Source organism: Klebsiella michiganensis (assembly GCF_002925905.1).
GTDB classification, from domain to species: domain Bacteria; phylum Pseudomonadota; class Gammaproteobacteria; order Enterobacterales; family Enterobacteriaceae; genus Klebsiella; species Klebsiella michiganensis.
This window is the reverse complement of sequence record NZ_PRDB01000004.1, coordinates 462,225-474,539: the sequence shown is the minus strand read 5'-3', so window position 1 is coordinate 474,539 and position 12,315 is coordinate 462,225. Positions and strand designations below refer to the sequence as shown.

Below are 12,315 nucleotides of genomic sequence, written 5' to 3'. Positions count from 1 at the left end.
ATGATTCGCTTTGAACAAGTCAGCAAAGCCTATCTCGGTGGGAGACAAGCGCTGCAGGGGGTGACTTTCCATCTGCAGGCGGGCGAGATGGCGTTTCTGACCGGCCATTCCGGCGCGGGGAAAAGTACCCTGCTGAAGCTTATCTGCGGTATCGAACGGCCCAGCGCCGGCAAAATCCTTTTCGGCGGCCATGATATTAGCCGCCTGAAGAGCCGCGAGGTGCCGTTTTTGCGCCGTCAGATTGGCATGATTTTCCAGGACCACCATCTGCTGATGGACCGAACCGTTTACGATAATGTAGCGATCCCGCTGATTATCGCCGGCGCCAGCGGGGATGACATCCGTCGCCGCGTCTCGGCGGCGCTGGATAAAGTCGGGCTGCTGGACAAAGCGAAAAACCTGCCGATTCAGCTTTCAGGCGGGGAACAACAGCGCGTGGGCATCGCCCGCGCGGTGGTGAACAAACCTGCGGTCCTGCTGGCGGATGAACCGACCGGTAACCTCGACGAGGCGCTGTCGGAAGGGATCTTACGTCTGTTTGAAGAGTTTAACCGCGTTGGGGTGACGGTGCTGATGGCGACGCATGACCTGGGGCTTATCTCCAGTCGTCCGTACCGCGTCCTGTCCCTCAGCGAGGGGCATATGCATGGAGGCCACATCGGTGAATAAGCGCGAGGCAATGAACCACATTCGCCGATTCGGCAATCGATTCGACCGTTTCCGCAATGCGGGCGGAGCGGGCGGTAGCGGCGGGCGCAATGCGTCGAAGCGGCCAAAAGCGGCGCCGAATCCGGCTTCCCGCAAGAGCAACGTATTCAATGAACAGGTGCGCTACGCCTGGCACGGCGCGGTACAGGATCTGAAAAGCACGCCGCTGGCGACGTTTCTGACGGTGATGGTGATCGCCATTTCGTTGACCCTGCCAAGCGTGTGCTACATGGTCTACAAAAACGTCAGCACCGCGGCGTCGCAGTATTATCCCACGCCGCAAATCACTGTTTATCTGGAAAAAACGCTGGATGACGATGCGGCTGCCCGGGTAGTCGGCCAGCTGCAGGCGGAGCAGGGCGTCGAGAAGGTTAACTATCTGTCGCGCGATGAAGCCCTTGGCGAATTCCGCAACTGGTCAGGCTTCGGCGGCGCGCTGGATATGCTGGAAGAGAACCCGCTGCCGGCGGTGGCGATCGTGGTGCCGAAGATTGATTTCCAGAGCGTTGAAGCGCTGAACACGCTGCGCGACCGCGTGAGCCACGTTCAGGGCGTTGATGAAGTGCGTATGGATGACAGCTGGTTTGCGCGGCTCTCGTCGCTGACCGGGCTGGTCGGACGCGTTTCGGCGATGATCGGCGTACTGATGGTGGCGGCGGTCTTCCTGGTGATCGGCAACAGCGTGCGTCTGAGCATCTTCGCCCGCCGCGATACCATTAACGTGCAGAAACTGATTGGCGCGACCGATGGCTTTATTCTGCGTCCGTTCCTTTACGGCGGGGCGCTGCTGGGGTTCTCCGGCGCGTTTCTGTCGCTGATCCTGTCGGAAATTATGGTCATGCGCCTGTCGTCGGCGGTCACCGAAGTGGCGAAAGTCTTCGGCACGCAGTTTGAACTCAGCGGCTTAGGCTTTGACGAGTGCCTGCTGATGCTGATTGTTTGCTCGATGATTGGCTGGGTCGCCGCCTGGCTGGCAACCGTTCAACATTTACGTCACTTTACTCCCGAGTAGTAAAAATCTGGTATAATCTTTCCCTGCACTGAATATCTCTCTGCAGGGAAAGAGTCCCTGTCGACGCTTCCCTAAACTTCATAACCATGTCACATTTTGTGCGTAATCTATTCACATCATTGCATGGAACTTGTGGATAAAATCACTGTCTGATACTAATGTGAGTGATATTCTCGTTGCTCATCAATGCTGGCATGTTTGTTGCTCCGTTGTGAGGACAGAAAGATGCCAGAAGATATCGATTGAGAGGATTTGAATGACCAAAGATATGCAAACTTTAGCCTTAGCCCCCGTTGGTAACCTGGAATCGTACATCCGGGCTGCTAACACTTGGCCGATGTTATCGGCTGATGAAGAGCGGGAGCTTGCTGAAAAGCTGCATTACCAGGGCGATCTGGAAGCAGCGAAAAAGCTGATCCTGTCTCACCTGCGCTTTGTTGTTCATATTGCTCGTAACTACTCGGGCTATGGCCTGCCGCAGGCGGATCTGATTCAGGAAGGCAACATTGGCCTGATGAAAGCCGTGCGCCGTTTTAACCCGGAAGTGGGCGTGCGTCTGGTTTCCTTCGCCGTGCACTGGATCAAAGCGGAAATTCATGAATACGTGCTGCGTAACTGGCGTATCGTGAAGGTCGCGACCACGAAAGCACAGCGTAAGCTGTTCTTTAACCTGCGCAAAACCAAGCAGCGTCTGGGCTGGTTTAACCAGGATGAAGTCGAAATGGTGGCCCGCGAGCTGGGCGTGTCGAGCAAAGACGTGCGTGAGATGGAGTCACGTATGGCGGCGCAGGACATGACCTTCGACATGTCGTCGGATGATGAGTCCGATAGCCAGCCGATGGCGCCGGTGCTCTATCTGCAGGATAAAACGTCTAACTTTGCCGACGGCATTGAAGACGATAACTGGGAAGAGCAGGCGGCAAACAAGCTGACCGACGCGATGCAGGGTCTTGACGAACGTAGCCAGGACATCATCCGCGCCCGCTGGCTGGACGAAGACAACAAGTCCACGCTGCAGGAGCTGGCAGACCGCTACGGCGTGTCGGCTGAACGTGTACGTCAGCTTGAAAAGAACGCCATGAAAAAACTGCGCGCCGCTATCGAAGCCTAATCTGAGCGCCAGTCCCCCGATAACGCCCCACATTACGATGGGGCGTTTTGTTTTTCTGCCTCCGCCAGCGCCTGCGGGCAGTGCATTTTCAGACACTCAAGCAGGACGTTGAACGCCGGTTCCATCTGCGTTTCCGGCTGCGAAGCAAAACCCATCAACAGCCCTTTCTTCCGCTGCGCCGTCAGGTAATAGCGCGACAGCGGACGCACTAAAATATGGCGCGCGTTGGCATCGCGGGCAATCGCCACGTCATCCGCCTCATCCGGCAAATTCAGGATCAAATGCAGTCCGGCATTATCGCTGAAGTCCGACAGCGCGTGCGGCCCGCAGTGCCGCTGAATCAGCTCGGTCAAAAAGACGCGACGGCGGCTGTAGAGCAGGCGCATGCGGCGAATATGCGCCGAGTAATGACCGGCGTTGATAAATTCCGCCAGCGCCAGCTGAATAAGCGAATGGCCGCCGCGGTAGAGCTCGGCGTGGGCGTTTTTGAGTTCAGCCGCCAGCGGGCGAGGCAGCACGACGTAGCCCAGCCGCAGCCCCGGGTAGAGCGTTTTACTGAACGTACCGACGTAGACCACCGGCGCTTCGGGGACTAAGCCCTGTAGCGCCGGGATCGGCTGGCCGGAAAAGCGAAACTCGCTGTCGTAATCATCTTCCACAATCCAGCTGCCGTGCTGATGGGCCAGGGTGAGCAGGCGCTGTCGGCGCTCAAGGCTCATTACCGCGCCGAGGGGGTACTGATGGGATGGCGTAACGAAGATCAGCCGCGGCGCTTCGGCTATGCTTTCGGGCGGACACAGGCCGCTGGCATCAACCACTACGGGCTCGGCCCGCACTTCATTCATCGCCAGCACATGGCGAATGCCCCAGTAGGACGGCTCCTCCACCCAGGCGAGATCGCCGCGGTCGCACAGCATGCGGGTGATCAGGTCGATAGCCTGGTGGATCCCTTCAGTAATAAGAATTTGATCTGCCTGGCACTGAACGCCGCGCGCTACTCTCAGATAGTCCACCAACGCGTGCTGCAGCTCGGCCGTTCCGCCGTTACAGCTATAGCTGAGCTGTTCGGGTTTTGGACGGCGACTGATACGCGCCTGGATTTTACTGAACAGCGGGTGGGGAAACGCATTGACGTCCGGTACGCCGGGGATAAATGCCCCCCACTGACGCGGGCTGGCGCTGATGTGCCCCAGCAGATGCTGGCCGCGCCGGGAGATGGGCGCGCTGGCTGCTAGCACAGGGCTGCTTTCACTGGCGCTGCTGGCGGGAAGAAACATATCGGGCAGCGTTTTTGCGACGAATGTTCCGCTGCCGCGACGGGACACGACGTACCCCTCAGCCAGCAATTGTTCGTAAACTGTTAAAATTGTGTTGCGCGACATTCTCAGCTCTCCCGCCAGATCCCGTGAAGGGGGCAGGCGGCTATGGGGCGGGAGAGAACCATCCAGAATGGCGTGGCGAATCGCCTTGTAAAGGCGCTTGTGCAGGAGCGGGTCGGTTTCTTTCTGCAATCTGACCAGCACCAGGTCTGCGATAAGCGAACGCAATTGGATCCCTCAGATAATCTGAATTGGTACTCGATTATAGGGCCAAATCCTGTGTAAATAAACGACATAGTTTCGGATTTGTTGCGATAACGTGACACACATGACAGGAGATTCTCGGTGAAAAGTTCAGAACTGAATCAGCGTCGCCAGCAGGCGACTCCGCGCGGCGTAGGGGTGATGTGCAGCTACTTTGTTGAGAAAGCGGAGAACGCTACGCTGTGGGATATTGAAGGGAATGAGGTGATCGATTTCGCCGCCGGCATCGCGGTGCTGAATACCGGCCATCGCCACCCCAAAATCGTTGCCGCCGTTGAACAGCAGCTGCAGGCCTTTACCCACACGGCTTACCAGATTGTCCCGTACGAAAGCTATGTCACGCTGGCCGAGCGGATTAACGAACTGGCGCCGATTGACGGTCCGGCAAAAACGGCGTTCTTTACCACCGGGGCGGAAGCCGTTGAAAACGCGGTGAAAATCGCGCGCGCTTATACCGGTCGTCCGGGGTTGATTACCTTCGGCGGCGGCTTCCACGGCCGTACGTTTATGACCATGGCGCTGACCGGCAAAGTGGCGCCTTACAAGATTGGTTTCGGCCCGTTCCCGGGCTCGGTTTATCACGCCGTCTACCCTAACGCCGCCCATGGCATTACCACCGCCGATGCGATGAAGAGCCTGGAGCGCATTTTCAAAGCGGATATCGCGGCCGATCAGGTGGCGGCGATTGTGCTGGAGCCGATTCAGGGGGAAGGCGGCTTTAACGTTGCCCCGCCTGAGTTTATGCAGGCGCTGCGCGCGCTGTGCGATACCCACGGCATTCTGCTGATTGCCGATGAAGTACAAACCGGCTTTGCGCGCACCGGCAAGCTATTTGCGATGCAGCACTATGATGTGAAGCCTGACCTGATGACGATGGCCAAAAGCCTGGCCGGCGGTTTCCCGCTCTCCGGCGTGGTAGGTCGCGCCGAGGTGATGGATGCGCCTGCGCCGGGCGGTCTGGGCGGCACCTATGCCGGTAACCCGCTGGCGGTCGCGGCCGCGCATGCGGTGCTGGACGTGATTGAAGAAGAACAGTTGTGCCAGCGCGCTGAGCGCTTAGGCAGCCATCTGAAAGAGGTGCTGAATCAGGCGCGTCAAAGCTGCCCGGCGATTGCTGACGTACGCGGCCAGGGGTCGATGGTGGCGGTAGAGTTTAACGATCCGCAAACCGGCGAGCCGTCGGCGGAGATCACCCGTCAAATCCAGCAACAAGCCCAGGAGAACGGCCTGCTGCTGCTGAGCTGCGGCGTCTATGGCAACGTCATTCGCTTCCTCTATCCGTTAACGATTCCGGATGCGCAGTTTACGAAAGCGCTGGATATTCTGGCCCGCGTGCTGAAGGGCTAGTCAGTCTTACATCCAGTTGCGGCGGCAGGGAAGCCCAACAGAAACAGGAAGCCGCAGTCTGGTTATTCATGCTCAGCGTGAGTGGTATTTCACCCTGATATCACCTTTTTTCCGGCGGCGCACGCTGCCGGAATAAAACGGAATCTATGGTCACTCCCGTTTTTGCAACACCGATTTTGACGACAAGTTGGCTTGCTTGAATCTATCCGGCGTCTGAATGGGATTTTATTCCCGCGCCTTGATGAGTTCCGCGCCTGATGAACCTCCAGAAAATATACGGCTTCAATGAGCCTTTCCGTTTTACAGGTTCCTCAACAGGCCGGTGGGCCGTTAGTATCATCAATATCAGTATTCGCAAAACCAGATCAGTAATTCTTTAAACCGGTGTATTTCTGCCGTTATGCTACATAAGTTTGCTGTCGTGCCGTTAGGGCCCAGGCTATTCTGGCCAGCTTGTTTGCCAGAGCACAAGTGACGACAAAGTTGCTTTTCCGGCACAGTAAATCCCTGACCCAATCGGCCAATTTGCCAGACTGGTGTTCCAGTTTTTGTATGAATACCCTGGCACATTGAACCAACAAAGTTCGGATCTTTTTATTACCTCGCTTACTAATTCCCAGCAATGTCGTCCTACCTCCCGTGCTGTACTGCCGAGGTACAAGCCCTGTTGCCGCCGCAAAGTCACGGCTGCTGGCGTACTGCTTCCCGTCGCCAATCTCAGTTGAAATAGTACTCGCTGTCAGTGTTCCGACGCAGGGAATGCTCAGCAAGCGCTGTCCAACCTCATCTTCGTCCAACTTTCGTTTCAACTGGGATTCCAAATCTTTAATCTGCTCAACAAGATAGTGATAATGCTGTTGTAATTTCAGCAATAACTGGCTGAGGTAAAGAGGCAAACTATTATCCTCAAGAATGGTACTCAGTCGGCTAATAACGGCAGCTCCTCGGGGAACGCTAATGCCAAATTCCAGCAGAAAAGCATGCATTTGATTGGTTGTTTTTACCTTATCCTGAACCAGGGATTCACGGACACGATGCAGAGCCCGCATTGCCTGCTGAGATTCCGTTCTGGGCTGCACAAAACGCATAGACGGACGCGATGCAGCTTCACAAATAGCTTCGGCGTCGACAAAGTCGTTTTTATTGCTTTTAACGAACGGGCGGACAAATTGTGGTGATATCAGCTTTGGGGAATGCCCCAACTCTTCCAACTTGCGTGCCATAAAGTGAGAACCGCCACAGGCTTCCATTGCGATGGTTGTAGCGGGGCATGTCGCCAAAAATTCGATCAACTTTGGCCGGGTAAATTTTTTACGGTAAACAGCCTTCCCGCGACGATCCTGGCAATGAATATGGAAAGAGTTTTTACCCAGATCGATACCAATGAGCGCAATGTTTTCCATGATAGTTCTCCGAATGAAAGCCTGTCCTCAGCATAGTACCGGGAAGGAGGGAGTGACCATCTCATTAAATATTATGTCTGACAACTCCACCTTTTCTCCGGCTCTGACGAGCCGGGAGCGTACCGCTGTACCTGCAAAATCCCTCAGTTTCATTGAAGGCGTGTCGATGATCGTCGGCACCAATATCGGCGCTGGGGTGCTATCCATCGCCTATGCCTCCAGCAAAGCGGGCTTTCTGCCGCTGCTGTTTTGGCTGATTGTGGTCGGTAGCCTGACGACCATCACCATGCTCTACGTGGCGGAATCGACGCTGCGCACGCGTAAGCATCTGCAGCTTAGCGGCCTGTCGCAGCGCTACGTCGGCCGCTTTGGCGCGCTGATGATGTTCCTCTCTGTTTGCGTCAACAGCGTCGGCGCGCTGACGGCTTATATGACCGGCAGCGGAAAATTATTGCATTCGTTATTCGGCATCTCGCCGGCCCTGGGCAGCGCGCTGTTTTTTATTCCGGCGGCCGGGGTGCTTTATCTTGGCCTGAAGGCGATTGGCAGGGGTGAGAAATTCATCAGTATCGGCATGGTCGTTATGATAACCATTTTGGTTGCCGCGACGTTGCTGAAAGAAACCGCGAGCGTGAGTTATTTACTTGAAGGTAACTGGCTGTATATGGTGCCAGTGTTTAATGTGGTCGCGTTCTGCTTCTCCGCGCAGTATATCGTGCCGGAAATGGCGCGCGGTTTCGCCGATAAACCGGAGAAGCTGCCGAAGGCCATTATGGTGGGGATGTTATTAACCTTTTGCCTGCTGGCGCTGGTCCCGCTTTCGGTGATTGCATTAAGCGGGCTGGATAATATTTCTGATGTGGCAACCATTTCCTGGGGCAGGGCGCTCGGCGAGTGGGCTTTCTTCTCGGCAAATCTTTTTGCGCTCTGCGCGATGCTGACCTCCTATTGGGGGCTGGGCGGAAGCTTCCTGACCAATATTTTCGATCAGTTTCGCCTGGGTAACGACGAGCAGCCGTTCAAACGCTTTAAGGTGCTGTTAGTGGTCGCCGTGCCGCCTTTTATTCTGGCCTATAGCGGGATGGTGTCCTTCGTGAACGCGCTCTATTTTGCCGGAGTATTTAGCGGGGTGATTTTATCTATCATGCCGATCCTGATCCTCAAAGGCTCGCGTCGGCAGGGTGATATCACCCCCGGCTGGACCTGCCCGGCGCTAATCACGCATCCCTTAATCCAGATCTTCATCGTATTGCTCTATCTTTGCAGCGCCGCCTACGCCATCGCTTCGGCCTTTGGCTACCTGCCTGCGGGCTGGTAGTCGCGTTGCTCATGCCACCGCGTTCGGTTTATTCCGGCGCGGGTTTTTATTTGTCACTTATCTGTTACATACTCCGCAATTTTATCGTTTCCAATTCTCCTGAATGACGGTATGTTTAGCATAGTGTGCTGCAAAAGCGCAGGCGGCAGACCCTAATCTAACTATCATATGCTTTTCTTATGTGTCTAATTAGAATAATGCGCTAATAAACAACATCACAACAAATGCAAAAACCATAATAATGGGGAGCCTCAGGATGAATATGAAGGGTAAAGCGTTACTGGCAGGATGTATTGCCTTAATCATGAGCGGTGCGGCAATGGCCGAAGATATCAAAGTCGCCGTCGTTGGCGCGATGTCCGGTCCGGTAGCGCAGTACGGTGACCAGGAGTTTACTGGCGCAGAGCAGGCCATTGCCGATATCAACGCCAAAGGCGGTATCAAAGGCAATAAGCTGCAGATGGTAAAATACGACGACGCCTGTGACCCGAAACAAGCGGTTGCCGTCGCTAACAAAGTGATTAACGACGGTATCAAATACGTTATCGGCCACCTGTGCTCTTCTTCCACCCAGCCGGCGTCTGATATCTATGAAGATGAAGGCGTGCTGATGATCACCCCGGCGGCCACCGCGCCGGAGCTGACGGCTCGCGGCTATCATCTGATTCTGCGCACCACCGGTCTGGACTCCGATCAGGGGCCAACCGCTGCCAAATACATCCTGGAAAAAGTGAAGCCGCAGCGCATCGCGATTGTCCACGACAAACAGCAGTATGGCGAGGGCCTGGCCCGCGCGGTACAGGATAACCTGAAGAAGGGCGGCGCTAACGTGGTGTTCTTTGACGGTATCACTGCCGGTGAGAAAGACTTCTCTACCCTGGTGGCGCGTCTGAAGAAAGAGAATATCGACTTCGTCTACTACGGCGGCTACCACCCGGAGATGGGGCAGATCCTGCGTCAGTCTCGCGCCGCTGGCCTGAAAACGCAGTTTATGGGGCCGGAAGGGGTAGCGAACGTGTCCCTGTCTAATATCGCGGGCGCTTCTGCGGAAGGTATGCTGGTCACCAAGCCGAAAAACTACGACCAGGTTCCGGCGAACAAACCGATTGTGGATGCGATCAAAGCGAAGAAACAGGATCCAAGCGGCGCGTTCGTGTGGACCACCTATGCCGCGCTGCAGTCGCTGGAAGCGGGCCTGAATCAGTCAGAAGATCCGGCTGAAATCGCTAAATACCTGAAGGGCGCAACGGTCGACACCGTAATGGGGCCGCTCACCTGGAACGAGAAGGGCGATCTGAAGGGCTTCGAGTTCGGCGTGTTTACCTGGCATGCTAATGGTACGGCGACCGACGCCAAATAATTTAACCTGCGCCTTTCACGCCGCAGATGCGTTGTCTGCATCCCTCAACCCCGGTCACTTACCGATGTAAGCTCCCGGGGATTTCGGGTCTTGACGCCTTTCTGCAACGCGAAATTCTTGGTTAAATCAGTTGATCCTTGCCTCTTCGCATAGGCGAGGAGAAAGGTAAAAGCAAAAAGGCAACGTAAGTTGCCTTTTTTAGTCGGTAGCCCGGGTAAGGCTTTACGCCGCAACCCGGGGAATGCGCCGGGGTTGATGCATTGGTGCGGTTTCTTCCCGGGTCGCGCTGCGCTTACCCGGGCTACAGGCTGGTGCGGTCTGGTTTTTTGTAGCCCGGGTAAGGCGTTACGCCGCAACCCGGGGAATGCACCGGGGTTGATGCATTGGTACGGTTTCTTCCCGGGTCGCGCTGCGCTTACCCGGGCTACAGGCTGGTGCGGTCTGGTTTTTTGTAGCCCGGATAAGGCGTTACGCCGCAATCCGGGAATGTTCAGCCTTCTTTCGCCGATTTATTGCTTTTTTACCCAAGCGCCGGTTTGCGCGTTAAAGCCCAGCGCCTGCATAAACGCCGCCATCACGCCGCGGTCTTCCGCGTCGGCATCCGCGATGCGCCAGCTGCTGATTTCCGGGTTATCCCTTAGCACCTCTTCCACTAAATACTGTCCGACGCCGCGACGGCGGGTCACTTCACGCACGCACAGCGCGCTGAGTTCGCTCTCAACGCCGTTTAGCGTTACGCGAACCGCGGCCAGCAGGCGCTCATTGAAGCGGGCGGCATAAATACGATGGCTCTCATCCAGAGCCAGCGCCGCGAGATCCTGCGACGGCCAGATTTTACCTAAGTCGATGCGATCCTGATCGCTGAAGTGCTGTAAACGAATAATGGTCAGTTTCATACGCGAGGGTCCAGTCAAAACAGAGGCTTTAGTGTATCCAAATTCCCTGCCAGGCGGAGCGCCGTTTTTTGCCTGTTCATCAGGGGATTCGTTTTCCTGGAAGGAGCAGGGTAGAGCAATTCATCATGGATCGAAAAATAAGCAGAATTTTAACCTGATATGTAGCGTTTTATTCCGCCTTATGTATCGTTATTTTATGCTGTTTACTGGACTTTTTTTGTTTATCTTCCAGCAAATACAGAATATTATCTTTGCTTAATCGACTGAAAAATAGAGATTTTACTCTGTATTCAGGCAAAAAACCTCGCTAAACCATTAAAGATAATGGTAAAAGTAGCGTTGTTTAATAAAAGTACAGAATGCTTTTTAACCATAAAAATACAAAATATTTACACCACATCACGAACGGGGTTCTGCAGCATGAAAAGGAACGCGAAAACGGTTATCGCGGGGTTAGTCGCACTGGCGATGTCCCAGGCGGCTTTTGCCAAAGATATTAAGGTCGCCGTTGTTGGCGCGATGTCTGGCCCGGTAGCCCAGTGGGGCGATATGGAATTCAACGGCGCGCGTCAGGCGATCAAAGATATTAATGCCCAGGGCGGCATCAAGGGCGATAAGCTGGTTGCCGTGGAGTACGATGACGCCTGCGACCCGAAACAGGCCGTTGCGGTGGCGAACAAAATCGTCAATGACGGCATTCAGTACGTTATCGGCCACCTCTGCTCTTCTTCCACCCAGCCGGCATCCGATATCTATGAAGATGAAGGCATTCTGATGATCTCCCCGGGCGCGACCAACCCGGAGCTGACCCAGCGCGGCTATCAGTACATCATGCGTACCGCCGGTCTGGACTCTTCGCAGGGGCCGACCGCCGCAAAATACATCATGGAAACCGTCAAGCCGCAGCGTATTGCTATCATTCATGATAAGCAGCAGTACGGCGAAGGCCTGGCGCGTTCCGTCCAGGATAGCCTGAAAAAAGGCGGCGCGAATATCGTCTTCTTCGACGGCATTACCGCCGGTGAAAAAGACTTCTCCGCGCTGCTGGCGCGCCTGAAAAAAGAGAATATCGACTTCGTTTACTACGGCGGCTACTACCCGGAAATGGGCCAGATGCTGCGCCAGGCGCGCTCCGTGGGCCTGAAAACCGTGTTTATGGGCCCGGAAGGCGTGGGTAACGCGTCGCTGTCCAACATCGCGGGCGATGCGGCGGAAGGCATGCTGGTGACGATGCCAAAACGCTATGACCAGGACCCGGCCAACAGCGCTATCGTTGACGCGCTCAAAGCCGAGAAGAAAGACCCGAGCGGTCCGTATGTCTGGATCACCTACGCCGCCGTGCAGTCGCTGGCGCAGGCGATGGACCGGGCCGGAAGCCAGGAGCCGCTGGATTTAATCAAAGATCTAAAAGCTCACGGCGCGAAAACCGTGATTGGGCCGCTGAATTGGGACGAAAAAGGCGATTTGAAGGGATTTGAATTTGGTGTCTTCCAGTGGCACGCGGACGGGTCATCCACCCTCGCGAAATAAGCCATAAGACAAGTTATCCCACCGCCCGTGCAAAGCGGGCGGGTAGA

The 12,315-nt window shown here is 55.5% G+C and carries 10 protein-coding genes; 7 read left to right on the top strand and 3 right to left on the bottom strand.

The features are described from left to right. The 3 genes from ftsE to rpoH all read left to right on the top strand — a co-directional run bounded on the left by ftsE (position 1) and on the right by rpoH (position 2,831). On the top strand, positions 1-669 hold the full coding sequence (gene ftsE / locus CDA56_RS13305) for a cell division ATP-binding protein FtsE (protein WP_004106557.1): 669 nt from the start codon (positions 1-3) through the stop codon (positions 667-669). After that, positions 662-1,720 (top strand): permease-like cell division protein FtsX, encoded by a 1,059-nt coding sequence (ftsX, locus tag CDA56_RS13300; protein ID WP_025106848.1) that lies wholly within the window; start codon positions 662-664, stop codon positions 1,718-1,720. Before ftsE ends, ftsX begins: the two co-directional genes overlap by 8 nt. Positions 1,721-1,976: 256 nt before the next feature. Then, the gene (gene rpoH, locus CDA56_RS13295; RefSeq protein WP_004106554.1) at positions 1,977-2,831 is read left to right on the top strand and encodes an RNA polymerase sigma factor RpoH; all 855 of its coding nucleotides are present in this window, start codon (positions 1,977-1,979) and stop codon (positions 2,829-2,831) included. Between the two features lie 32 nt (positions 2,832-2,863). On the opposite strand, the gene pdxR is transcribed toward rpoH, so the two are convergent. Beyond that, the gene (gene pdxR / locus CDA56_RS13290) at positions 2,864-4,378 is read right to left on the bottom strand and encodes a MocR-like pyridoxine biosynthesis transcription factor PdxR (RefSeq protein ID WP_102803185.1); all 1,515 of its coding nucleotides are present in this window, start codon (positions 4,376-4,378) and stop codon (positions 2,864-2,866) included. Positions 4,379-4,495: 117 nt separating this feature from the next. On the opposite strand from pdxR, the gene CDA56_RS13285 reads away from it, so the two are divergent. Next, positions 4,496-5,761 carry a 4-aminobutyrate--2-oxoglutarate transaminase gene (locus CDA56_RS13285; RefSeq protein WP_014839711.1) on the top strand — a complete coding sequence of 422 codons (1,266 nt, stop codon included), beginning with the start codon at positions 4,496-4,498 and terminating at the stop codon, positions 5,759-5,761. A 398-nt stretch (positions 5,762-6,159) separates the two neighbouring features. Here the strand turns inward: CDA56_RS13285 and CDA56_RS13280 are convergent, their stop codons facing one another. Then, positions 6,160-7,164: an IS110-like element IS4321 family transposase gene (locus CDA56_RS13280; protein ID WP_000427623.1), complete on the bottom strand. Its 1,005-nt coding sequence runs from the start codon at positions 7,162-7,164 to the stop codon at positions 6,160-6,162. Positions 7,165-7,237: 73 nt separating this feature from the next. Here CDA56_RS13280 and CDA56_RS13275 point away from each other — a divergent pair, with 73 nt between their 5' ends. Next, positions 7,238-8,482, top strand: a complete 1,245-nt coding sequence (locus tag CDA56_RS13275) for an aromatic amino acid transport family protein (RefSeq protein WP_032694228.1) — start codon at positions 7,238-7,240, stop codon at positions 8,480-8,482. Between the two features lie 256 nt (positions 8,483-8,738). Continuing rightward, positions 8,739-9,842, top strand: coding sequence for a branched-chain amino acid ABC transporter substrate-binding protein (locus CDA56_RS13270; protein ID WP_014227091.1), 1,104 nt, complete (start codon positions 8,739-8,741; stop codon positions 9,840-9,842). A 509-nt stretch (positions 9,843-10,351) separates the two neighbouring features. On the opposite strand, the gene panM is transcribed toward CDA56_RS13270, so the two are convergent. Further along, positions 10,352-10,738 carry an aspartate 1-decarboxylase autocleavage activator PanM gene (gene panM / locus CDA56_RS13265; protein ID WP_102803184.1) on the bottom strand — a complete coding sequence of 129 codons (387 nt, stop codon included), beginning with the start codon at positions 10,736-10,738 and terminating at the stop codon, positions 10,352-10,354. A 420-nt stretch (positions 10,739-11,158) separates the two neighbouring features. Between panM and livK the strand changes: the two genes are divergently transcribed. Further along, complete coding sequence (gene livK, locus CDA56_RS13255) at positions 11,159-12,268, top strand: high-affinity branched-chain amino acid ABC transporter substrate-binding protein LivK (RefSeq protein ID WP_032751577.1); 1,110 nt, start codon at positions 11,159-11,161, stop codon at positions 12,266-12,268. Positions 12,269-12,315: the final 47 nt, after the last annotated feature.